The sequence below is a fragment of the uncultured Leifsonia sp. genome, assembly GCF_945957465.1.
Lineage (GTDB): Bacteria > Actinomycetota > Actinomycetes > Actinomycetales > Microbacteriaceae > Leifsonia.
This window is the reverse complement of record NZ_CAMFLC010000002.1, coordinates 11686-34642: the sequence shown is the minus strand read 5'-3', so window position 1 is coordinate 34642 and position 22957 is coordinate 11686. Positions and strand designations below refer to the sequence as shown.

Annotated in this window: 22 protein-coding genes; 4 read left to right on the top strand and 18 right to left on the bottom strand. The window is 68.8% G+C overall.

Annotation, left to right across the window (positions count from 1 at the left end; translation table 11 throughout):
• From Q0Q23_RS01410 to Q0Q23_RS01355, 12 genes are read right to left on the bottom strand one after another with little or no spacing between them, the layout of a single operon-like run.
• Entirely contained in the window at positions 1-954 is a 954-nt protein-coding gene (locus Q0Q23_RS01410) for a phosphoglycerate dehydrogenase (RefSeq protein ID WP_295118181.1), read from the bottom strand.
• The gene (locus tag Q0Q23_RS01405; RefSeq protein ID WP_295118179.1) at positions 942-1523 is read right to left on the bottom strand and encodes a glucose-6-phosphate isomerase; all 582 of its coding nucleotides are present in this window, start codon (positions 1521-1523) and stop codon (positions 942-944) included. Before Q0Q23_RS01405 ends, Q0Q23_RS01410 begins: the two co-directional genes overlap by 13 nt.
• Complete coding sequence (locus tag Q0Q23_RS01400; protein ID WP_295118176.1) at positions 1520-2548, bottom strand: shikimate dehydrogenase; 1029 nt, start codon at positions 2546-2548, stop codon at positions 1520-1522. Before Q0Q23_RS01400 ends, Q0Q23_RS01405 begins: the two co-directional genes overlap by 4 nt.
• Entirely contained in the window at positions 2541-4043 is a 1503-nt protein-coding gene (gene glpK / locus Q0Q23_RS01395; RefSeq protein ID WP_295118173.1) for a glycerol kinase GlpK, read from the bottom strand. The genes Q0Q23_RS01400 and glpK overlap by 8 nt, the downstream gene beginning before the upstream one ends.
• A gap of 35 nt (positions 4044-4078) precedes the next feature.
• Positions 4079-5131 (bottom strand): zinc-dependent dehydrogenase, encoded by a 1053-nt coding sequence (locus tag Q0Q23_RS01390; protein WP_295118170.1) that lies wholly within the window; start codon positions 5129-5131, stop codon positions 4079-4081.
• Positions 5128-6195 carry a galactitol-1-phosphate 5-dehydrogenase gene (locus Q0Q23_RS01385; protein ID WP_295118168.1) on the bottom strand — a complete coding sequence of 356 codons (1068 nt, stop codon included), beginning with the start codon at positions 6193-6195 and terminating at the stop codon, positions 5128-5130. Before Q0Q23_RS01385 ends, Q0Q23_RS01390 begins: the two co-directional genes overlap by 4 nt.
• Positions 6196-6198: 3 nt before the next feature.
• Positions 6199-7041 (bottom strand): SDR family oxidoreductase, encoded by an 843-nt coding sequence (locus Q0Q23_RS01380; protein WP_295118166.1) that lies wholly within the window; start codon positions 7039-7041, stop codon positions 6199-6201.
• Positions 7042-7050: 9 nt separating this feature from the next.
• A complete protein-coding gene (gene eda / locus Q0Q23_RS01375; RefSeq protein ID WP_295118163.1) occupies positions 7051-7695 on the bottom strand; it encodes a bifunctional 4-hydroxy-2-oxoglutarate aldolase/2-dehydro-3-deoxy-phosphogluconate aldolase in 645 nt (214 codons plus the stop codon).
• Positions 7688-8572 carry an MBL fold metallo-hydrolase gene (locus tag Q0Q23_RS01370; protein WP_295118160.1) on the bottom strand — a complete coding sequence of 295 codons (885 nt, stop codon included), beginning with the start codon at positions 8570-8572 and terminating at the stop codon, positions 7688-7690. Before Q0Q23_RS01370 ends, eda begins: the two co-directional genes overlap by 8 nt.
• Positions 8569-9432 (bottom strand): ATP-binding cassette domain-containing protein, encoded by an 864-nt coding sequence (locus Q0Q23_RS01365; RefSeq protein ID WP_295118158.1) that lies wholly within the window; start codon positions 9430-9432, stop codon positions 8569-8571. Before Q0Q23_RS01365 ends, Q0Q23_RS01370 begins: the two co-directional genes overlap by 4 nt.
• A complete protein-coding gene (locus Q0Q23_RS01360; protein WP_295118155.1) occupies positions 9429-10487 on the bottom strand; it encodes an ABC transporter permease in 1059 nt (352 codons plus the stop codon). Before Q0Q23_RS01360 ends, Q0Q23_RS01365 begins: the two co-directional genes overlap by 4 nt.
• A gap of 4 nt (positions 10488-10491) precedes the next feature.
• The gene (locus Q0Q23_RS01355) at positions 10492-11547 is read right to left on the bottom strand and encodes a substrate-binding domain-containing protein (protein ID WP_295118152.1); all 1056 of its coding nucleotides are present in this window, start codon (positions 11545-11547) and stop codon (positions 10492-10494) included.
• A gap of 510 nt (positions 11548-12057) precedes the next feature.
• Here Q0Q23_RS01355 and Q0Q23_RS01350 point away from each other — a divergent pair.
• Together Q0Q23_RS01350 and Q0Q23_RS01345 are read left to right on the top strand one after the other, a co-directional pair.
• Positions 12058-12855 (top strand): CPBP family intramembrane glutamic endopeptidase, encoded by a 798-nt coding sequence (locus Q0Q23_RS01350; protein ID WP_295118149.1) that lies wholly within the window; start codon positions 12058-12060, stop codon positions 12853-12855.
• Between the two features lie 129 nt (positions 12856-12984).
• The gene (locus tag Q0Q23_RS01345; RefSeq protein ID WP_295118147.1) at positions 12985-13722 is read left to right on the top strand and encodes a GNAT family N-acetyltransferase; all 738 of its coding nucleotides are present in this window, start codon (positions 12985-12987) and stop codon (positions 13720-13722) included.
• Positions 13723-13771: 49 nt separating this feature from the next.
• Here the strand turns inward: Q0Q23_RS01345 and Q0Q23_RS01340 are convergent, their stop codons facing one another.
• A complete protein-coding gene (locus Q0Q23_RS01340) occupies positions 13772-13984 on the bottom strand; it encodes a hypothetical protein (protein WP_295118144.1) in 213 nt (70 codons plus the stop codon).
• Positions 13985-14041: 57 nt separating this feature from the next.
• On the opposite strand from Q0Q23_RS01340, the gene Q0Q23_RS01335 reads away from it, so the two are divergent.
• The gene (locus Q0Q23_RS01335; protein WP_363316227.1) at positions 14042-14659 is read left to right on the top strand and encodes a DUF1349 domain-containing protein; all 618 of its coding nucleotides are present in this window, start codon (positions 14042-14044) and stop codon (positions 14657-14659) included.
• A gap of 62 nt (positions 14660-14721) precedes the next feature.
• Here the strand turns inward: Q0Q23_RS01335 and Q0Q23_RS01330 are convergent, their stop codons facing one another.
• From Q0Q23_RS01330 to Q0Q23_RS01310, 5 genes are all read right to left on the bottom strand, one after another.
• On the bottom strand, positions 14722-16485 hold the full coding sequence (locus tag Q0Q23_RS01330; protein WP_295118141.1) for a glycoside hydrolase family 2 protein: 1764 nt from the start codon (positions 16483-16485) through the stop codon (positions 14722-14724).
• Positions 16482-18446 carry a glycoside hydrolase family 127 protein gene (locus tag Q0Q23_RS01325; RefSeq protein WP_295118138.1) on the bottom strand — a complete coding sequence of 655 codons (1965 nt, stop codon included), beginning with the start codon at positions 18444-18446 and terminating at the stop codon, positions 16482-16484. The genes Q0Q23_RS01330 and Q0Q23_RS01325 overlap by 4 nt, the downstream gene beginning before the upstream one ends.
• A gap of 68 nt (positions 18447-18514) precedes the next feature.
• The gene (locus Q0Q23_RS01320) at positions 18515-19411 is read right to left on the bottom strand and encodes a carbohydrate ABC transporter permease (protein WP_295118135.1); all 897 of its coding nucleotides are present in this window, start codon (positions 19409-19411) and stop codon (positions 18515-18517) included.
• Positions 19408-20349 (bottom strand): carbohydrate ABC transporter permease, encoded by a 942-nt coding sequence (locus Q0Q23_RS01315; RefSeq protein WP_295118132.1) that lies wholly within the window; start codon positions 20347-20349, stop codon positions 19408-19410. Before Q0Q23_RS01315 ends, Q0Q23_RS01320 begins: the two co-directional genes overlap by 4 nt.
• Before the next feature lie 68 nt (positions 20350-20417).
• Entirely contained in the window at positions 20418-21728 is a 1311-nt protein-coding gene (locus Q0Q23_RS01310) for a sugar ABC transporter substrate-binding protein (protein WP_295118129.1), read from the bottom strand.
• A 182-nt stretch (positions 21729-21910) separates the two neighbouring features.
• On the opposite strand from Q0Q23_RS01310, the gene Q0Q23_RS01305 reads away from it, so the two are divergent.
• On the top strand, positions 21911-22936 hold the full coding sequence (locus Q0Q23_RS01305; RefSeq protein WP_295118126.1) for a LacI family DNA-binding transcriptional regulator: 1026 nt from the start codon (positions 21911-21913) through the stop codon (positions 22934-22936).
• Positions 22937-22957: the final 21 nt, after the last annotated feature.

The window sequence follows — 22957 nt, the reverse complement described above, 5'->3', positions numbered from 1 at the left end:
CTAACGAGGGGCATCGAGCACCCGGATGATGTTGTCGACCGCGGCCTCTGCGGCCCGGTCGACGCTTTCCTCAGTGTAGCCGCCGAGGTGCGGCGTCACGATGACGCGCTCGTGCTCATACAGCGGGTGCGGTGCGGGCGGTTCGGTGTCGAAGACGTCGGTCGCGTACGACCACAGCCGCCCCTCGCGGACGGCCTCCCACACCGCGTCGAGGTCGACGAGGGACGCGCGAGCGGTGTTGACCAGGATCGCTCCCGTGCGCAGTCGCGCCAGCTCATTGCCGCCGATCAGCGGACCCTCCGGTGCGGGAGGGGCGTGGAGTGTCACGGCGTCCGATTCGGCGAGCAGCCGGTCGAGGTCGACCCACTCGAAGCCGTCTCCGGGAGCGAACCCACTGTCCGGGTACGCGTCGAACGCGATGACCCGCATCCCGAGCCCGAGGGCCATACGACTGACCCGCCGGCCGATCTGACCGCAACCGACGACCCCGAGCGTGCGGCCGTTGGTCTCCAGCCCGATCGAACGCGTCCAGCCGTCGAGCTTCAACGCGTGGTCATGCCACGGGATGCGCCGGGCCGCTGTGAGCAGCAGCCCGATCGCGAGCTCGGCCACACCCTGCGCGTTGGCGCCGGCCGCCGTCTCGACGCGCACGCCCGCTTCCGCGGCGGCGGCCAGGTCGACGCCGTCGGTGCCGATGCCGTTGCGCGCGATCACCCGCAGCGACGGAGCCGCGGCGAGCGTGGCCCTGTCGATGCGCTCGGTGCCGGCCAGGTAGCCGACGGCACTCGGCAGCGCCGCCCGCAACTCCTCCGGCTTCGGCACGCGGCCCGGGCTGGGGAACACCAGGTCGTATCCGGCTGCGGTCAGCCGCCCGAGGGCAGGATGCCCGTCGGCGGACAGGGAGCGCGGAGTGACGACGATCGTGCCGTGCCCCGACACGGTCAGTCCTGCCAACGCGGGTTGTCGACGAACGCCGGCGCGCCGTCCCGCTCGACGCAGAGCTTGCGGAAACCGGTGGTCTCGATGGTCCCGTAGTCGTGCCCGGCGTGGCCGGGAAAGGCGAAGAAGGTGACGAGCGGCTCGGTCGGCGACGTGTTGATGCTGCGGTGCGCGTACCGGCGCGGCACGTACACCGCCTGCCCTGGCCGGAACTCGGCCGCCTGCCAGTCGCCCTCCGGGTTCTCCATCAGGAGGTACCCCTCGCCGCTCAGGCAGTAGTAGATCTCGGCGGTGTCGAGGACCGCGTGGAAGTGGCCCTTGGTCATGAAGTACTCGTCGCCAACCGTGCCCGGGTAGGTGATGCTCGTCCCGTACGCGACATCCCCGGAGGTGGACGGCACGCCCATGTCGAAGAACTCGTAGGTGAGGATGTCGCCGGTCGCGAGCTGCGCCTCGAACGCGGCCTCGTCGGCGTACATCCCGCGCATCGCAGACAGCGTCCGGCGCAACGGCTCGGCGGTGCGGGACAACCCGGTGCGGGTGTCGAAGTCGGTGACGGTGGCGGAAACGGTGGTCGCGGTCATGCGCGGGGTCCTTTCGGGTGGGTGATGGAGTCGGGGGATGCGGGCGATGCGGCAGCCGCGACCGGCGCGGTCGCCGACCTGGCGACCTCGGAGATCCGGTCGAACACCGGGCCATGGGTGGGGATGTCGATGTCGAAGACCTGGGCGATCACCCGGGTCCAGCCGTGGAGGAAGTACACCCAGCCGTCCACCGCCGTGACACCGCGCCCCTGAGCACGGGCCTGGTCGAGGAAGACCAGGTCGCCTCGGTAGTTGAAGTCCCAGGCGATCGCGTCGTCGGGGAAGCGCGGGTCCGACGTGAGCGGCGAGCCCGGCCGGTCCTTGCCCAACCCGGTCGCGTTGACGACGACGGACCGCGCCGCGGCGGACGACACGACGGCGTCGTTGACGGTCGGGGCGGACGCCTGGACATACTCGATCGCCAGGTCCGAGCCGAGTTGAGCGTGGATGCGGCGCATCTCCTTGAGCCGCTCAGCTCGCCGGTTGGTCACGATGATCCGGTCAGGCACGTCGAGGCCTCGCGACCGGCGCCGATGAAGGTACAGGGTGAGGGCGAGGGACGAGCCGCCGGCACCCAGCAGCACCAGATCGCCGCCGCCGGCCCAGTGGCCGTCCGGCACGATCGCCTCGAGCGCCAGGCCGCTGGTCCACGGGTCCATCGCGTCGCCGAGCAGTGCGCCGTCCCGCTTGGAGATGCTGCTGATCTCATGCAGGATCTGCGCGTCCTCCCCGAAGCCGTCGAACAGGTCGCCTGCCGCTGTGACGATGTCCAGCTTGTGCGTGGTGACGAGCGCCCCCAGCGACAGCGGGTCGTGTTTCAGGAAGGAGACCACGCGCCGGTATTGCTCGGCGTCTGCGCCGAGCGGCAGGTCGATGCCTCGGATCACACCGGTCAAGCCGAGCAGCTCCGCCCACGCGGGGAACACCCGCATGATGGACGACTGCCCGGTGGTGACTCCGACGAAGTACATCGTCGGCTCGGACGCCGCCTCCAGTCGGGGGCCGCCCTTGCTCGTGTCAGTCATGTCTCTCCCAATCGCTCGCGCGCTCGACGGCGCGCTTCCATCCTTCGTAGAGGTCCTCACGGGTGGCCTCGTCCATCGCCGGCTCGAATCGACGGTCGAGCCGGAACGAGTCGCGCAGGTCGTCGAGGTCATCCCAGACCCGAGTGGCGAGGCCGGCGAGGAACGCGGCCCCGCGTGCCGTCGTCTCGATCACCGTCGGCCGCAGGACCGGGAGGGCGACCATGTCGGCCTGGAACTGCATGAGGAAGTTGTTGCGCACGGCCCCACCGTCGACTCGCAGTTCCGTCACCGTGATCCCGGCGTCCTGTTCCATGCACTCGAGCACGTCGCGGTACTGGTAGGCGATGGACTCCAGGGTCGCCCGGATCAGCTGTTTGCGTCCCGATCCTCGCGTCAGGCCGACGATCGCCCCACGCGCGTACTGGTCCCAATACGGAGCGCCCAGACCGGTGAAGGCCGGGACGACGTACACGCCTCCGGAGTCCTCGACCTGAAGCGCTGCCCGCTCGCTGTCCGACGCCTCGTAGAGGATCTTCAGCTCGTCGCGAAGCCACTGGATGGAGGCCGCGGCCACGTAGATGAGCCCCTCGAGCGCGTAGACGATGGTGCCGTCCACGCCCCAGGCGATCGTCGTGAGCAAGCCGATGTCGCTGCGTACCGGCGTGGAGCCGGTGTTCATCACGAGACTTCCCCCGGTGCCGTAGGTGGCCTTCACCATCCCGGTCTCGAAGCACGCCTGACCGAAGAGGGCGGCCTGCTGATCTCCGGCCGACGCCGCCACCGGCACGCTCGCACCCGGGAACACCCCGGGCGCCGTCACTCCGTAGACGGCACTACTCTCGCGCACGTCCGGCAGAATCGCCCTGGGCACGCGCAGCGCCTCGAGCAGCAGATCGTCCCAGTCGAGCCGCTGGATGTCGAACAGCATGGTGCGTGAGGCGTTCGTGTAGTCGGTGACGTGCGCCGCGCCCCCGGTAAGGTTCCAGATCAGCCAGCTGTCGATCGTGCCGAAGCACAGCTCTCCGGCCTCAGCGCGCTCCCGCGCCCCTTCCACGTTGTCGAGCAGCCAGGCGATCTTCGTGCCGGAGAAGTAGGCGTCGACGACCAGTCCCGTCGTCGCCCTGACGTGCTCCTCGAGGCCGTCCGCCTTGAGCCGGTCGCAGACAGCGGCTGTCCGACGGTCCTGCCAGACGATGGCGTTGTGGATCGGCGCCCCGGTCGAACGGTCCCAGACGACCGTCGTCTCGCGCTGGTTGGTCACCCCGATGGCGGCGAGGTCGCCCGGGTCGATGCCGGCGCGGGCGATCGCACGCTTGGCGACCAGGAGCTGGGTGTCCCAGATCTCCGTCGCGTCGTGTTCCACCCAGCCGGGCTGCGGGTAGATCTGGGTGAACTCCTGGCTCGCCTCGCCGACGATCTCGGCGCGCTCGTCGAAGACGATGGCGGTGATGGAGGTCGTCCCGGCATCGAGGGCCAAGACGTAGCGTTGTGACATCGGTCGTTCCGTTCTCCGTTGAACTCGGGGTCTCTCTAGGATCGGGCAGGGAACTCGATCATGGCCTTCATGCCCTCACCCGACCCGGCGTACGCGAGCGCCTCCACCGCGTCGTCGATGGCGAACGACCGCGAGACGAGGCTCTCGAGGTCCACGCGTCCGTCGGCAACGAGCGCGAGCGACGCCAGGTAGTCGGCGTTGCTCGACCCGGTGGTCCCGGTGAGGGTGAGAGCACGATAGTGGACGCGGTTGGTGTCGATGGGGACGCGTTCGGCCCGTCCCAGTCCCGCGAAGAAATTGACGCGCCCGTGCGTGGCCAGCAGGTCGACGGCCTGGGCCTGCACGTCCGCACTCGACGCGCACGTGATCGCGACGTCGACACCGCGGCCGCCGGTCTCGGCGCGGACGACCGCGGCGAGGTCCTGCTCGCGCGGGCTCACGATCACGTCGGCACCCATCCGCCGGGCGAAATCCAGCCGCGGTCGCCGGTTGTTGGACACGATGACCCTCCTGGCCCCATACAGTCGGGCGAGCTGCACGTGGAGGACGCCGATCGGCCCCGCGCCCATCACGAGCACCGTCGTGTCGGGCCCGATGCCGAGCCTGCGCGCCGCCGAGTAGCAGCACGACAGCGGTTCGGCGAGCGCGGCGCTGCGGTAGGAGACGACGTCCGTGAGGGCGAACACGTTGCCGCGGTCCAGCGCGAAGGCGGGGATGCGGACGTACTCGGCGAGGCCACCGTCGAGGGTGATCCCGAAGGCCTCGTAGTCGGGGCACATCTGGTTGAGTCCGAGCCGGCAGTTCTCGCACTGGCCGCAGCCCACGTTGGGGGTGACGCTGACGCGGTCGCCGACCGAGAAGCGGGTGACGCCCGCACCGACCTCGACGACGTCGCCGGCGAACTCGTGGCCGAGCACGCGAGGCGTCCCGTCCGGCAGCTTGAAGTGCCCGTTGGCCGCTATGCGCCGGTCGGTGCCGCAGATGGAGGCCGCGCGCACCCGGACGACGAGCTCGCCCGGCCCGGCGACGGGTTCCGGCAGCTCGTCGACGGTCACGGTCCCCGGGGAGTGGAAGCGCGCGCCCTTCACGGCTCGCGCACCTCCCCTGCCGCCTCGTCGGCGAGCTGGAAGAGCACCTTGTTGTACCAGATCTCGCGGTCGAGCAGCTGCTGGAAGGTGTAGGGCGCGGCCTCCAATGGGCGCACGTGGCTGATCAGCTCGTCCACCCTGAGGTCGCGTCCGAGGTGGGCGATCACCATGTCCCACTCGCTGTGGCCCAGCGGCGCGACTTTGGCGTTCCAGGTGCCGTAGAGGCGCAGCTCGCGCCGGAGCATCGACGACACCAACGGCTGCGGCAGCTGGAGGTCTCCGGACAGGTCGCCCAGCAGGACGACCTGTCCGAGCGCGGCTGCTGCCTCGATGCACTGCACGAGCGCGGCGGGCACGCCGGTCGCCTCCACCGCGATGTCCGGTCCGCGGCCCCCTGTCCGCTCGCGGATCTCCGCGACCGTAGCGCCGCCCGCCGCGTCGATGGTCTCGAACCCGAGCTCGGCCATGATCTCGCGCTTGCGCGGATCGACGTCGGCGACGACGACCCGGCTGCAGCCGAGGATCCGCAACCACTGGGCGGCGAGCGCCCCGATGGGGCCGGCGCCGATCACCAGGGCTGTCGCGGCGGCGGGGATCTCCGGCTTGAGCATCGCGTGCAGGGCGACGGCCGCCGGCTCGACCATCGCCGCGTGGGTGAGCGGCGTGCCGTCCGGAACACGGAACAGGTTGCGCTCTGGCACCCAGAGCAACTCCTCCAGCCCGCCGTCCCTGCGCGAGCCGAAGTAGTCGTAGCCGTCGCCCAGCGCGTACTCGCCGATCTGCGACATCGGGTCCTCCGCCCGGGGCAGCAGCGGGAACACCGCAACCCTGTCCCCGGCGGAGAACCAGCTGTCCTCCGGCGCCTCTTCGACGACGCCGGAGAACTCGTGGCCGAGGATGAGCGGGTAGTGGTATGCCTTGCCGCGCCCGAACCGCAGCACGTCCGACCCGCATACCCCGACCGCGCCGACGCGCAGGAGCACATCGCGGTCGCTCACGCGCGCAGGGGGCGGCACGTCGCGATGGACGAGCGTGTTCGGCGCCTCCAGGACGACAGCCTGCATCCCTCAGACCTCCATACCGTAGCGGTGCGCCTTGTGCGTCGGGTACATCGCGATGGTCGGGATGGTCACGTCCGGCGTCCGGGTGGCGACGAACAGGGTGATCTCGGCGACGTTGTCGACGTCGATGCAGGAGGCGTGGATGCCCTCCTCCAGCTCCTTCTGGTCGAGCCAGCCGTCGAGGTACGCCGGCACGTCGCCGTCGTAGAGGCCCTTGTCGATGATCTCGGTCATCGGGGTCTTCACATGCGACGGGTTGATGACCGTCACGCCGATGCGCTTGTCCTTGCCCTCCAGCAGGATGTTCTTGCTGAAGCCCATGAGGCCGTGCTTCGAGGCCCGGTACGGGCTGTGGCCGGGCCCGCTGGCGAGGCGCGCCGACGACGAACCCATGTTGATGATGCGTCCGCCGGACGCCTGCGTCTCCATGATCCGGAACGCCTCGCGGCAGGACAGGAACACGGCGGTCAGGTTCGGCTCCATGGTCTTCGTCCACTCCTCCAGGGTCACCTCTGTGACCGGCGGGGCGAGAGAGTCGCGGCCGGCGCTGTTGACGACGATGTCGACGGATCCCCAGTTCGCGCGGGTCCACGAGAAGAAGTCGATCACCGCCGCCTCGTCGGTGACGTCGGCGACGACGGCGTGCACCTCGCCTCCGCGCGAGCGGATGCTGTCCGCGACCCATTCCAGGCGCGGTGCGTCGAAGTCGACCAGGGTGACCTTGGCCTCGTTGGCGGCGAAGATGCGGGCGACGGCCTCGCCGATGCCGCTCGCCGCACCGGTGACGATGGCGACCTTCCCGGCGAGCGCGGTGCCCGCGCTGGGGAGGTAGGTCTCTGCGTATGTCATGTCCATTCCTTACTCGTGAGTGGTCTGCGGGGCTGCGGCGCGCACTGCGTCGGTGGCCCGGGTGCGGATCGCGTCCCAGTCGCCACGCTCGATGAGCTCGGCTGGCGCGATCCAGGTTCCGCCGCAGGCGGCGACCGCGGGAACGGCGAGCCAGTCGGCGAGCGTCTCCTGACGGATCCCGCCCGTCGGCATGAACCGCACGTCGCGGTACGGCGCTGTGAGTGCGGTCAGCAGGGGGATGCCTCCGGCGGGTACCGCCGGGAAGAACTTGAGGGTGCGGAACCCGTCGGCGCGAGTGTTCTCGACCTCGCTGGCGGTCGCCGCGCCCGGGATGAGGGGGATGCCGAGCTCGGCCGCTCTGCGCCCGACAGCGGGCGAGTATCCCGGCGCGACGAGGAAGTCGGCGCCGGCGCCGGCTGCCGCTTCTGCGGCGGCGGCGTCCAGCACCGTCCCTGCGCCGATCGCCATCTCCGGCACGGCGGCGCGGATGCGGGCGATCGCGTCCACAGCGGCGCTGGTGCGCAAGGTCACCTCGACGACGGGCAGGCCGCCGTCCGCAAGCGCCGCCGCGAGTCCTGCGGCGTCCGCCGAGTCTGCGATCTCGACGACCGGGATGACCCGGTGTTTCAGCAGCAGCTCGAGTGCGTCACGCATGGACATCGCTCTCCTCCCGATCGGTCGCCTTGACCGAGTAGCCCGCCCCGAGCTGTGGGAGCATCCATCGGACGCTCCCCCCCGCGCGGGCGAGACGTTGCTCGGCCTCGTCGACACCGACGGTGTTGAAGTCGAAGAGCCCGATGTGGTGGCCGACGAGCGCGGGGATCCCGGCGGCGTCGCACAGAGCCACGGCCTCCTCGACGGTGAAGTTGCCCGGCACGCCGTTCTCCGTTCGGTGCGCGTCGCGGCCGTTCACCGGCAGCAACGCGAGGTCGACGTTCAGCTCCCTGAGCAGCTCGGCCTGGCCTTCGTAGGGCACGCAATCCCCCGAGTGGTACAACCGGACGCCGCCGAGCTCCAGCACGTAGCCGAGGAAGGCGTCCCTCCCCGCTTCGTCCCGTTCGCGCGTCTCATGGGCGGCCGGGACGACCTGGATCGCCACCCCCGGCAGGTCGATCGCATCCCCGGCGACCGCGCCGATCAGACTGTCTTCGGGCACGCCGCGCTCGATCGCGACGATGCGCCGCGCCTCCGGTGCGACGAAAGAGGGGCTGTTGCGCACCAGTAGGTCGCGCACCGTCCACGGGTCCAGGTGATCGGTGTGCGCGTGCGTGTGCAGCACCGCGGAGACGCCCCGGATGGCAGTGGGATCGATCGGCACCGGGTGCATCCGCTTGTGCGGGAAGAACGCGCCCCGATACTTGGCGGCCAAGCTGTCGGAGAGGTAGGGGTCGATCAGGATCCGCACACCTGCCGCTTCGAGGGCGAATCCGGCCTGGCCGAGCCACCAGAGGCGGAGCCCTGGCAGTGCGGAAGGCGGACTGGTCAGCGGATAGGGGCTCGCACCCGTCGCGTCGACGCGGACGACGTTCATCGGGCCGCCCCCGTCAGGCGCACCGGCGCCGTCTCCGGGTCGTGGTCGTCTCCCGGCGTCAGGGCGCCGGTCATCAACGAGACGGCGTCCGTCATCGACACCTCGGCGGTCTGCACACAGGCGATGCGGCGACCGAGTCGCTGCACGTGGATGCGGTCGGCGACCTCGAACACGTGCGGCATGTCGTGGCTGATCAGGATGATCGGGAGGCCACGGTCGCGCAACTGCTTGATCAGGTCGAGAACGCGGCCCGACTCCTTGACGCCGAGCGCCGCGGTCGGTTCGTCCATGATGACGACCTTGCTTCCGAAGGCGGCGGCGCGGGCGACCGCGACGCCCTGCCGCTGGCCGCCGGAGAGCGTCTCGAGCGCTTGACCCAGGTTCTGGATGGTGAGCAGCCCCAACTCGTCGAGCAACGCGGCCGACCGCTCCCGCATCGCCTTGCGGTCGAGTATTCGGAGCCCGCGCCCGAGGAACCCGGGTTTGCGCAGTTCGCGTCCGAGAAACAGGTTGGCGGCGATGTCCCGGCCGGGTGCGATGGCGAGGTGCTGGTGCACGGTCTCGATGCCGTTCAACCGGGCGTCCAGTGGCGTCTTCAGCCGGGTGGGCACGCCGTCGATCTCGATCGCGCCGTCGTCGGGTGTGATCGCACCGGAGAGGCACTTGATCAGGGTGGACTTGCCTGCTCCGTTGTCGCCGATCACGGCGAGCACCTCGCCGGGATACAGCGTGAGGTCGGCACCGGTCAGCGCGCTGACGTGTCCATAGCGCTTGGTGAGTCCACGTGCCCTGAGCACCGGCTCGAGCGGTGTGACCGCGGACTCCATGTTCGTCCTCTCCTCATCGGTCCTGACGTTCATCCGGCGATCCTCCTGGTCCACTGGTCCACGGCGACGGCGAGGATCACGAGAACACCCGTGGTGAACACCTGCCACAGCACGTCGACGCCCGCGAGGGTCAGCCCGTTGCTGAAGACTCCGACGATGAGCGCGCCAAGGAGCGTCCCCGTCACGCTGCCCCGGCCGCCGAAGAGGCTCGTGCCGCCGATGACCACCGCCGTGATGCTCGTGAGGTTGACGTCCGTCCCGGAGAACGGGCTGATCGAGCCCACCCGGCCGATGAGCAGCCACCCGCCGATGGCGCAGATCACACCGGCGGCGAGGTACACCGCCATCAGCACGCGCTTGGTGTGGATCCCGGAGAGCCTGGCGCCCTCGGGGTTGTCGCCGACCGCGTAGACGTGCTCCCCGAAAGCGGTGCGCCTCAGGACGAACGCCGCGACCACGAATCCGGCGATCGTGAGCAGCGAGCCGTAGGTGACCGGGGTTCCGAGCACTTGGAAGGTGTCGCCCGGCCACAGGAGCAGGTCGGGCACGTTGGCGCTCTGAATCGTCTGGCTCCCGGAGATCTGCAGGTTCAGCGCGGTGAAGATGCTGAGCGTGCCGAGGGTTGCGATGAAGGGCGGGATGCGCAGCCGAGTGACCAGGAAGCCGTTCAGTCCTCCGCACAGTGCTCCGCACAGCAGGGCGATCAGGAGGGCGACGACGGCCGGCAGGCCGGCCTGGAAGGCCAGGGTCCCGGCGACCACCGAGGTGAGCACCATGATGGCGGCCACGGAGAGGTCGATACCGCCGGTCAGGATCACCAACGTCTGCGCGATGCCGATCATCCCGATGATCTGCACCTGCTGCAGTAGCAGCGAGATGTTGCGCGGACCGAAGAACTTCGGACCGACCCAGATCGAGAAGACCAGGCAGGATAGGGCGAGCACGACGACCGGGCCGAGTAGCGGGTGGGAGTGCATCGCGCGCTGGAGTCGCTGCAGCATGCTGAGCCGGACCGGTCCGTCGAGTCGCTGGCCGACACGTCGGTCTGTTCCCGGCTCGGCGGCCGAGGGCGGGGCGAGGCGGGTCATCGGATCAGCCCCAGCAGTTCTGGAGGCCCCAGGCGGAGTCTCGCGAGGGGATGCCGGGCATCGGGGTGTCGGTGATCAGCTGTACGCCGGTGTCCGTGTAGTCGAGTCCTGCGCTGGTCGGGACCTTCTTGCCGCCGTCGAGGTGGGCCTTGAGCGCCTGGAGCGCCTCGGTCGCCATCTTCTTGGGGAACTGCATGCTGGTTGCCTGGATGAGGCCCTGCTGGACGTTCTTGACTCCCGTGCACCCGCCGTCGATCGAGACCACGGTGATGGCGCCTGCGCGGCCGGCGTCTTTGATGGACTGGTAGGCACCCGCGGCCGCCGGTTCGTTGATGGTGTAGACGAGGTTGATCGAGGGGTCCTTCTGCAGGAGCTTCTCCATCGCGGTCCGGCCGCCCTCTTCGTTGGCGTTGGTCACCTCGTGACCGACGACTTCGGGCGACTTCTCGTCGCCGATCTTGTTCGGGTCGCCGAGTGCGATGCCGAATCCCTTGAGGAAGCCTTGATCGCGCTGCACGTCAACCGCCGGCTGCGAGGGTGCGAGGTCGAGCATCGCGATGTGCGGGTCCTTACCCGTGAACGCGGATTTGGCCCACTCTCCGATCAGTTGACCGGCCTTGGTGTTGTCCGTCGCGAATGTCGCGTCGGCTGCGCTCGTCGGGTTGGTCGGCGAGTCGAGCACTGCGACCCAGACCCCGGCGTCTCGCGCCTTCTTGATGGCCGGCAGGATGCCCTCCGAGTCGGACGGCGTGATCAGGATGCCGACGGCGCCCGAGGCGACGAGATTCTCGATGGCCTGGACCTGAGCGTCGTTGTCGCTCTGATCCTTGCCCGCGAGCGACTGGAGCCTGAAACCGAGCTTGTCGGCCTCCTCCTGCGCTCCTTTTCGCATGCTGACGTAGTACGGGTCCTCGGTCTTGGTGATCAGGCCGACGAGCGGCTTGTCGTTTCCGGCAGACGTGGAGCTGCAGGCGGCCAGACCGGCGCTCAGGAGCGCGACGACGCAGACAGCGAGCGTGCGGATGACGGAGCCGCGGCGGCGGCGGTGAAGTGCGGTCATAACGGGTGAACCTCTCCAGTGAGGGCGGCGGCTTCGCCGACTTGTGGTAATCCCTTTCGGGCCACTGAGACCATAGCAGCAAATTTCTTGCTTGCACAAGGTTGACGCAAGAAAATACCTGTCAAAATGAATCGGCACCGCCGACCGGCACGGGCTGACTCGGGTGCGGCGAGGTTCGAGCTCGCCGAGTCGCGCGTCAATGCCGTCGACGGCCGCTTCCGGTGAGGACGCACGGAGCGTCGAGGTCCTCTTGACATCCACCCGGAGATCCGAGGCGGGTGCATAGAGGCGCGTCGCCTGTCTGCCGTCCCGCTCGTCGAGTACGAACCGCGGGAGCGGTCACGACGGGTGATCGCCGAGTCGCGGCGTCGCATGTCGGTCTGTTTGACAGCCCCAACAGCACCGTCATAGTTGAGCGGCGAATGTTCTGCTATAACTCCTCCTGAGAGACCTCACATGGTGCGCTCTCTCGAACCGTGGGGGTCCGCGGCAGGAGAACGGAGGAGACACATGAAACGCCACCCCCTGATCGTGTTCTTCATCGCGGCATTCGCACTCCCCTGGCTGATCTGGGGCACCACCCTCGCCCAGCAGGCCGGCCTGATCGGTTGGCACGTCCCCGAATCGCTCGGATTCTGGATCGGCCTTCCCCTCGCCACCTACGGCACTGCAGCGCTGACCGGTGGATGGCCGGCAGTCAAAGATCTACTCCTCCGCCTGATCCGCGTCAGAGTGCACCCGCTCTGGTACGTGGTCGCGATCGGGCTGCCCATCTTCATCGCAGCAGCGGCTGCGGGCATCGGATTCCTGCTCTCCACCCCGGCTGCGATCGGTGCCCTGATCCCGGCGGGCGCGCTCGTGGGCGCGCTTCTGCTCAACTGCTGGGAGTGGCTGATCACCGAGGAGACCGCGTGGCGGGGATACGCCCTCCCCCGGCTGCAGCGCCGGTTCGACCCGCTCACCGCCTCGCTCCTCCTGGGCATCCTGTGGGCCCTCTGGCACCTGCCGCTGTTCTTCATCGACGACAGCTTCCAGTCGCGCATCCCGTTCGCGGGTTTCGTGCTCTCCACCGTGGCGACGTCGGTGCTGATCGGGTGGCTGTTCAATCACGCGCGTGGCAGCGTCCTGCTCGCTGCGCTCTTCCACGGATTCACGGACGTTTCCATCGCGTACACCGGCGTCCTGACCTCGGGTACCGTGCTCTTCTGGGTGACGGTCGGCGTCCAAGTCCTCCTTGCCGCCGCCGTCTCCGTCGACCTGTTCCGGCGCGACCGCACGTCGCCCGAGCTTGCTGCGACCACGATCTGACCGAACCCGCGGGGTCGCTCTCTCAGCGATCCGGCATAGAGCCGACGCCAGCAGCTGATCGATGAAAGCCTGCCCCACCCGGCCTACCGCTACGTGCTCATGCAATGTGACTGGCTGGACGCTTCTGGCATGCTCGGGAGAGTGATTCCCGAGGCCGCCGTGGAGCTGTACCTGCGCACGCACCTGGTGCGCGCGCAGGCCTCGCATTCCGATCCCGGTCTGACCTGGTTCCGCACGGGCGCGCCCCACGAAGAGTTGAATGGCGTGCTGCGGGTGACGCCCGACCGCGTCGACGAGTCGCTCGCCGCGATGGCCGAAACCCCCGCGCTTTGGCACAGCTGGCCGGGAGAACCGCGCTTCGCCGTGGACGAGATCCTGGCCTCCCGCGGGCTCGGGTTCGTCGAGGAGGAGCCGCTGATGCTGTGCGACCTCCGCACGCCCCTGCCCTCGGCACCCGGCTTTCCGGCCGATGGCCGCATCCAGGTCGCCGAGGACCGTGAGGCGCTCGGCGACTGGGTTCGCGTGTGGACGGGCACCAATGCTCCCGGACCACTGACCGACGCCCTGGCCTCGACCGGGCTCGGGCCGGCGCGGCCGGTGTACCACCTGGTAGTGCGCGTGCAGGATGAGCCGGTAGCGTGCGCCGCCGCCGTCCTCCACAGGGATGCGCTCGCGGTGGAGCACGTGGTCACGCTCCCGGAGCAGCGCGGTCGCGGGCTCGGCACGGCCGTCACCCGAGCCGTCATGGAGCTCGGCCGAGCGCGGGGGTGCACGACGGCGGTCCTCACCGCATCTCCCGACGGTTCCGGGATCTATCGTCGGCTCGGGTTCGAGGTGCAGGGACGAGTGCGCCGCTACGCGGGCTGACCGGACCCCCGGACGCGGCGCCGGCCTCCATGACGCCGACGTTCCGCATTCAGCTGATGCGGGACCGGAGGCTCGTGATCGCCCAGACGACGGCGTCGTATGCGGCGCCGGCCGCCACGAACGGCACGACGATGAGCAGGCCGATCGGGCTGATCGGGGCGGACAGCACCCCGGCGAGGCAGCCCACGACAGTGGCGGCCCAGCGGTAACCGAGCAGTCGACGCGCCAGGAAAGGGAAGACGCTGTATGCTCCTGCGATCACAGCGTAGAGCGGAGCGGAGAAGGCCGCCGTCGCTGCGGAGAATCGAAGGACGCCCTCATGACAGACGGCAACACGCCCGACGCTGCGATGAAGAGCGTCCCGTGGAGCCGAGGAAACTGGCGCAACGCGCCTTTCTCAGCAACCCCAACTGCCTCTGGAGGGCTCCGCGTCGAAGCGGTCCACGGCAGTGACGCATGGCAGAAGACGTCCTACGGGTTCGAGAGGGACTCGGAGCACGGCTTGCTTCAGCCCTTCGAGATCGACACGGCGGTGGAAGTGCAGTTCGTCGCTGACATGTCGGAGCAGTTCGACCAGGCCGGGGTGATCGTCCGTGTCGACGAGAACCACTGGGTCAAGGCCGGCACCGAATTCGCGGACGGAGTCCTCCGCCTCTCGACCGTCGTCACCGACGTCTTCTCCGACTGGTCGACGGCGCCCGTACCCCGGTGGCACGGCAGCCAGGTGACGATCCGCGCGAGCTGGGCCGAGGGCGCCCTCTCCGTCCGCGCCAAGTCGGAAGGCGAGGAATTCGAGCTCATTCGGCTCGCGCCCTGGTCTCCCGACCAGCAGAGCGCCGTCTTCGCCGGGCCCTACCTGTGCGCCCCGGAGCGCGCGGGATTCATCGCCGAGTTCACGAACTGGCGGGTCGGACCGCGCGACTCCGCACTGCACTGATCGGACGTCCGGCGCGCTCGCGTGCGCGTGGCCGTCTTCGGCGCCTCAGGGCCCCGGGCCGCTCACCCGCTCAGCGCACCGCGCAGCGCGTCCGCGTCGGCTTTGGGCCGGCGGTGCTCGTCGAGGAGCCCGTTGCGCTCTTGGAGGGTGTCGGTCAGCTGCGTGTAGCAGAACCCGGCCAGGGCTCCGGCCGACGCGGCGCCGACGAGCTCGCGCAGCCGGCTCAGGAACGCGGCTTCGTCGTTCACGGTGCCGTACCCGTTCCACCCCTGCGGGCCTCGCGTGAAGCCCACCCCGCCGAATTCGGAGAGGACGACGGGACCGGCGGAGGCTTCGCGCACGACGCCCGGTTCTCCCACCAAGAGCAGACGGCCTCCCGGGCGTTCCTTCTCCAGCGTGTGCTCGACGGCGTCGCGGGTTCCGTAGCGCGCCAACAGGTCGGTCCCGTGCTGGGTGTAGTCGTGGACGCCGATGACATCGCCGGACACGTACTCCCACCCGTCGTTCCCGATGACGAGCCGGGACGGGTCGAGCGCCTTCAGCAGTCCGACGAGCCCCCGCACAGCGTGCCGCTGCGCCAGGTCGACGGCGAGCGCGGGCACCCCCCAGCTCTCGTTGAAGGCCACCCACGCGATGACCGAGGGATGACCCGCGTCCCTGTCGACGAGCTCCAGCCACTCCCTGGTCGTCCGTGCGAGCGCCCGGTGGGAGAACCGGTAGGCGGCCGGCGCGTCGGCCCACACGAGCAGTCCGAGCCGGTCGCACCAGTAGAGGAACCGGGGATCCGCTGTGGTCTGATGCAGGCGGATGCCGTTGAAACCGAGCCGCTTCGCAGCCTCCACCTCCTGCCGGAGGGCGTCGTCGTCCGGCGCCGCCAGATGGGACTGCGGCCAGTACGCCTGCTCCAGCACCAGGCGGAGGAAGTACGGCCGGCCATTGAGCGCCACGCGCTCACCCTCTACCCCGACGGTGCGGAGGCCGACATACGACCGGAGCTCGTCCACCGTCGCCCCGTCGCGCAGCAGCCGAATCGAGACGTCGATCAGGTTGGGCGTCTCCGGGCTCCAGAGCAGCCGTTCCGGTTCGGTGTCCAGCCGGGGGTCGCGCACGGTCACGACGGCCTCCACGTCGCCCGCCGTCACCGTGTGCAGCGACCGGGCGAGCTCGACGCCCTCGAACGAGAAGCGTGCTTCGATGCTCAGACCGTCGACTGCTCCGGATATCTCGGCCTTCATACCGATGTCGCCGATGCGGGTGCCGGGCGACCAGCGGAGGGCCGAGATGTGCGCTGCCGGTACTGCCTCCGCCCACACTTGGCGCCAGATGCCGGTCGTGCGGCCATACCAGATGACGTGCGGCTCGTCCTCCCAGTCCTGTTTGCCCCGCGGCTGCTCCAGGCTGCGGGGGTCGTCGAAGGCGCGGACGACGATCGTCTGGAGGTCGGCGTCGCACAAGGCGTGGGTGACATCGGCATGGAAGCCCACGTGCCCTCCCTCGTGGGAGGCGACGTGAACGCCGTTGACCCACACATCGGCCCGATAGTCGACGGCTTCGAAATGGAGGAGGACCCGCCCATCATCGGGCGCGGGCAGCGCCGCATGGCGGCGGTACCAGACCGTGGCGTGCCCGTCCTCCTGGATGCCCGAGAGCGGCGATTCGGGCGGGAACGGCACCGTGATCGTCCGGTCGAATTCGGCGCCGGGGCGCCACCAGCCCTGGAGCAGGCCGCGATCGTCGTCGTCGAAGCGGAGCTCCCACTCGCCGTCCAGGTCGGTCCACTCCTCACGCGACAGCTGGGGCCGGGGGTGCAGACGAGGTGCGGTCATGCCGCGGATCCTTCCAGCGGCACGAAGATGCGCATGACGGACGGGCCGCGATTGGCCCAGAGCGCGTAGGGGATCGCGCGAAGCTCGACCTCGTCGCCGTCGCTGGGGGGCGCATCCTCCAGCCGCTTCCAGCCCGTGCCCTCCCAGTCCGCGTCGCGGCGCGCACGGCCGCGAGCGGAGACCAGCACCGACGGCTGCCCGAGGAACTCCTCGCGGATCTCCTCGACGAGCTCTGCGTCGCGCAGCAGCTCGACGTGGTTGAGGTCGACGCCTGCCTGCTGGTCCACGCTCTCGAACGCGTAGACCACCGGCCCCCGCTCGATGGCGACCGCGCCGCGCACAGCGTCGACCGCGGGATGCGCGACGGTCAGTCGCGCCTCGACGGGGATCGTGTAGGTGATCGTGTCACCGGGCACCCACACCCGCGACACCCGCACATATCCGCGGTCGTCGGTGCGGCTGGCGGCGGGGAGCCCGTTCACCGCCAGCTCCGCGTGACCCGCCCAGTCGGGCACCCGGAACTCGAGCGCCCACTCGGCCCCGGGAGCCTCGAGAACGGTCACCTCGACGACGCCGTCGAGCGGATACCGGGTGTCGATCTGCACCCGCACGGACCCGACCGAGAGGTCGGCCTGAACGCTGGCGGGAAGGAACTGGTGCACCTGAAGCGCATCGGCGGTCGTCGTCGTCACGTATGCCGCGAGCGAGGCGATCGTCCGCATGATGTTGGGCGGGCAGCATGCGCACTCGAACCAGACCGGCCGTGTTCCGGGTGCGTCCGCGCGGTCGGGCCGGGTGTCGACCGGGGCGGCCTCGAGGGCCGTCCGGCGCTGCGCCGGGTTGTTGTAGAAGAAGCCCGTCCGGTCGGTCGAGGTCGACGCGGCGAACAGGTTGTAGAGCGCCCGCTCGATGGCATCGGCGAACCGCGACTCCCCGGTGAGCAGGAGCAGACGCCAGCTGACCATGATGTTGCCGATGGTCGCGCAGGTCTCGCCGTAGGCGAGGTCGGGCGGCAGCTCGTACGAGTCGCCGAACGCCTCGCCGATGAAGCGGGATCCGACCGCGCCGTTCAGGTAGGTCTTCGTCGCCGTCATCGACTCCCACTGGGTGATCGCCGCCTGCAGGAGGGCGTCCTCCCCCGTCTCGATCGCGAGGTCGACGACGCCTGCCAGCAGATAGATCGCACGGACCGCGTGTCCCACGACGGTGGTCTCATCGCGAACGGGGGTCGCGTCCTGGTAGTACGGGCTGTCTCCGAAGTTCGTCGTGTCCAGAGTCCTGTGACCGCGCACGTCGACGAGCTGCTGGGCGAGATCGAGGTAGTCGCGGTCTCCGGTCTCGCGGTACAGCTCGACCAGCGCCATCTCGATCTCCTCGTGGCCGTCGGTGTCGCTTCGCCGGCCGTTGCCGAAATCGGCGACGACGACGTCGGCCGCCTTGACCGCGACGTCGAAGAGCTCGGTGTCGCCGGTCGAGCGCTTGTGTGCGATGCCGGCCTGGATGAGGTGGCCGATGCAGTAGAGCTCGTGGCTCTTCACCAGGTTGTCCCAGCGCACATCCAGCCCGGCCTGGACGAACGAGTTGATGTAGCCGTCAGGAAGCTGGGCGTTGCGGATGATCGCGGTGATGTCCGACAGGAGCGCAGTGAGCTCGGCCGGCTCGGCGCGTCCGAGATCCCAGGCGACGCCTTCGAGCGCCTTGTAGAGATCCGAGTCGGTGAACCACGGACCGCGGCGCTCCGGGACGCCCGCCGCCGCGGGGTCGAGACGGCGCAGGTTGTCGACGGTGCCGTCGTTCTCGAGCCACCCGAACGAGTGGGGGGTGGTGATCTCGCGGTTGTCCTTCTGCCAGTCCGCCCAGACCCCGCTGCGGATCTCGACTCCGTCCAGACCCAGAGGATGCAATGCGAGTCGCTCCGTTGCCAAGGGGAGCACGGGGGTGACGGGGCGAGTGGTGTTCACAGAGGAACCTCCTTTGTCGGGGGTTGGCGTGGGACGGGCAGAGAGTGTTCGAGGTGGGTGCTGGATGGTCATCCGCGCAGGGCTCCGTTCACGAGTCCGGAGACGTAGTAGCGCTGCAAGGCCAGATAGAGCAGCAGCACCGGGACGATGGTGATGACGACGCCTGCTTGCAGCGACCCGTAGTCCACGGCTCCGTACTGGCCGGTGCTGAGGCCCACGAGCATGAGCGGGAGCGTGTACTGCGATCCGTCGTTGAGGAAGATGAGCGGGGCGAGGAACTCGTTCCAGGAGGCCAGGAAGGAGAACAGAGCGACCGTCACGATCCCCGGCGTCACCAGTCGCAACGAGATGTGCCGCAGCGCGCCGACCGGACCGCAGCCGTCGACCAGCGCGGCCTCCTCCAGTTCGCGCGGAATGGATTCGAAGCTGTTCCGCATGAGGAAGACGCCGAACGGCATCTGGAACATCACGAGGGTGAGCGCCAGCCCGATCACCGTGTTCGTGAGATGCAGCCAGCCGAGGACGATGTAAAGCGGAATGAGGATCGTCGCGTACGGCACCATCAGGATGAGCAGGGTGGTGCCGAACAGCAGCGACCTGCCGCGGAAGCGGAAGCGGGCGAATCCGTAGCCGGCGAGCACCGTCACGATGAGGGTGCCGATGACGACGAGGACGGAGAGGAACAGACTGTTCCACAGGTAGACGCCGATGCCGTCGCCGTATGAGGCGAGCTTGGCGTAGTTCTCCAGCGACAGGCTGTGCGGGAACCAGGTCGGTGTCGCAGCGTTCGCCTCTGCCGACGTCTTGAACGAGTTCAGCGTCGCCCAGAGAATGGGCAGGAGGAACGACGCGGCGAGGATCCCGCTGAACAGGTGGTATGACGTGCCGGCGACGGCACGGCGTGCGCGCCGCGAGCGGGGGACGGGCCGGCGCATCGTCTGCACGGGCCGGACGCTGGTGCTCACTTCTCCTCCTTCGCGCGCAGGAACATCAGCTGGATGCCGTTGAGGACGACCAGGGCGATCAGCAGCACGATCGAGAGGGCGGCCGCCTTGCCGAGGTCGAACTTCGCGAACGCCGTGTTGTAGATCGCCATCACGAGAGTGATCGTGCTGTTGTCGGGGCCGCCGTGGGTCAGCACCTGGAACTGGTCGAATGCGAGCAGCGAGCCGGTGATCGAGAGGATGAGCAACAGCGCCAATGTCGGACGCAGGTAGGGCAGCGTGATGTAGCGCAGCCGCTGCATGGTCGACGCGCCGTCCATCCTCGCCGCCTCGTACAGCTCGCCCGGCACCGCCTGCAGCCCGACCAGCAGCACGATGACCTGGAAGCCGATGAACTTCCACACCACCAGCGTCAGGGTGGTGAACAGCGCCTGCCCGGGGGTGTCGAGAAAGCCCCAGGGGCCTTTGCCGAAGCCGAGCGCCTGCAGCACCGTGTTCGCGATCCCGTTCTGGTCGTTGACAGCTGCGAACCAGATCAGCGCGGCGGAGGCCGTGCCGACCACGTAGGGCAGGAAGAAGGCCGTGCGATAGAACTTCGCTCCCTTGCGTCGTGAGTTGGACACGGCGACGAGCACGAAGGAGACACCGAAGATGACGATCGTGGCCAGCACGGTGTAGATGAGAGTGAAGGCGATCGCCCCGGTGAACAGTGTGTTGTCCGGGATGGCCTGGTAATTGGCGATGCCGTCGGGGGTCGGGCCGCCCAGCAGCGGCCAGTTCTGGAACGACATGAAGATCAGGACGCCCAGGGGGATGAGGAACAGGACGATGACGATCACCGCCAGCGGGGTGACGAACAGCATCCCGAGCCCCGGCCGGCCGGTGAGTGTCGGCCTCTTCCGGGGCGACGGCGCAACCGGGCGCGTCGCAACGGGGCGCTCCGGGGTGGTCGCGGTCATGATGGTGGCTCCGATCGTGTCACGCGGTCGTGTGTGCGCGGGCGGCACGTGCACACACGACCGTGAGGTCAGTACGCCTGGGCGAGCCCGGAGTCGAACGACTTCTGGGCGGTGGTGAGCGCGTCGGCGTGGCCGTTGAACACGTAGTCCCTGATGGCCTTGAGCCAGGGGCCGGTCGCGTCGTTGACCAGCGAGCCGTAGGCGATCGATGACGGCGTGTAGCCTGTCGCCTCGCCCTTGATCGCTGCGACAACGGCGGGGTTCTTGGAGCTGTACTTGTTGTCGGCCAGGTCGACGCGGGAGGGCAGCAACCCCGCCTTGGCGAGGACGTTCACCTGCGCGTCCTCGCCGAGCGTCCATTGGAGGAAGTTCCAGGCTTGGGCTTTGTGGGTCGAGTTCTTGCTGATCCCGGCCACGTCGCCGCCGATGAAGCCCGCGGTCTTCGAGCCGTCCGGTGCGGGCAGGCCCGCTTCGCCGTAGGTGATCTTGGCTTGTTCGGCCGGGGCGAAGTTGAAGTTGCCGATCGGGAGGATGCCGATCTTGCCCGCGTTGAACAGCTTCGTCCAGTTCGTGCCGTCGTCGGACTTGGCGCTGGCCGGGACGATGCCTTCGTCGAACATCTTCTTGTAGAGCTCGAGCGTGTCCTTCATGGGCGCCGTGTCGATCTGGGCCTTCTTGCCGTCGTCGATGAACGGCGGCTTACCCGCGGCCGCGAGGTACGGCATCATCGTGTACGCGTTGCAGCCGGCGCAATCGCCGGCGAAGTAGAAGCCGTATGTGTCTCCGCCGACCTTGTCGCGGATCGCTTTGGCGTCGTTGTAGATGTCGGTGAAGTTCTTCGGCCCCTGTTGCGGGTCCAGTCCGGCCTTCGCGAAGAGGTCCTTGTTGTACATGATGAGCGAGGAGTCGACGATCAGCGGGGTGCCGTAGAGCTTGCCGTCTTTGCTGGCGGCCTCGGTGTGCGCGTGGGAGAGCTGGTTGTAGAACGGCAGGCTCTTCAGCTCGCTGGTGATGTCCTGGTAGAGCCCTTGCTTGACGTAGTTGGGCGAGTAGACGACGTCTGCGGCGAGGATGTCGGGGAGGCCGTTGGAGCCGGCCGCCGCGCCGACCTTGGCCTGGTAGCTGTTACTGGGGATGATGGTCAGCTTGACCTGGTTCTTGTGGCTCTTGTTGTACTCCTTGACCAGGGTCTGGGCGACATTGCCATTGGAGTCGCGGGCCCACATGGTGAGTGCGGTGCCGTTGTCGGGAGTGCTGTCGGATTGGGCCGGCGCGCTCTGCGAGCATCCGGCCAGAGCGGCTGCGGTGACGAGCGCCGCGGTCGCGATCGCCGCCACGCGCAGGGAACGCGCCGACGTGGGTCGGGAAGGTGTCACCATTTCGTTTCTCCTTTGAAAGAAGGGGGATCTGCCTCGTCGACATGACTCGACGTTTCGGAAAATTAGGACAACGGTTTCCGAGTGTACTTACTGAGCGTTTTGGCGTCAATCACCAATAGTGCGGTACAGTTTCGGAAAGATTTCCGAATCGCGCCATGAGGTCGGACGACCAGGAGGAACAGATGGACTCGGCCCCGCAGAAGAAGAAGAACCCGACTGTCGCCGACGTCGCCGCTGCGGCCGGTGTCTCGCCGGGAACCGTGTCCAAGGCGCTGAACGGTCGTGGTGCTCTCCGCCAGGAGACCAGGGAGAAGGTGCTCGCGGCAGCCGAGGCGCTGGGGTTCCAGCCCAATCTCGTGGCGCGCGGACTGCTGACCGGTCGCAGCTACATCGTCGGGGTTCTGACGACCGACAGCATCGGCCGGTTCACGATTCCCCTTCTGACCGGCGCCGAGGACGCGCTCGGAGCCGGTCAGATGTCGATGCTCCTCTGCGAGAGCCGGGGCGATCCCATCCGTGAGCAGCACTATCTGGGAGTGTTGCTCGCACGGCGCGTCGACGGCATCATCGTCACCGGTCGCTCGAGCGACCGCCGCCCCTCCCTCGGGCGCCACCTCCCCGTTCCCGTCGTCTACGCGCTGGCGCAGTCCGACGACCCCGAAGACCTGTCGATCCTGCATGACGACGAGGACGGCGCAGCACAGGCGGTGCGGCACCTGCTCGACACAGGCCGCCGGCGAATCGCGCACGTCACCGGCCCGCCGAGCCAGGTCGCCGTTCAGCATCGACTGGCGGGGGTCGAGCGCGCGCTCGCCGAGGCGGGCGAACCGCTCGTCGCCGACGGGCCGCTGTTCGGCGAATGGAGCGAGGCCTGGGGCCGCGAGGCGGCCCAGCGCCTGCTCCGTTCCGGCGCCGAGTTCGACGGCGTCTTCTGCGCTAGCGACCAGATCGCCCGCGGGCTGAGTGACGGGCTCCGGGAGAGCGGCGTCGACGTGCCCCGACAGGTCGGCGTGGTCGGCGTCGACAACTGGGACGTCATGGTCGACGGAGCGCGGCCTCCGCTGACCACCGTCGACCTCCAACTCGCCGAACTCGGGAACGTCGCAGCGACACGCCTGCTCGCAGCCATCGACGGCAAGCCGGTCGAGGGAGGGGTGGAGCGCGTCCCCTGCCGTCTCATCCAGCGGCAGTCGACCGCTCTCGCCTGACTCGCGCACACGGTGCCCTCC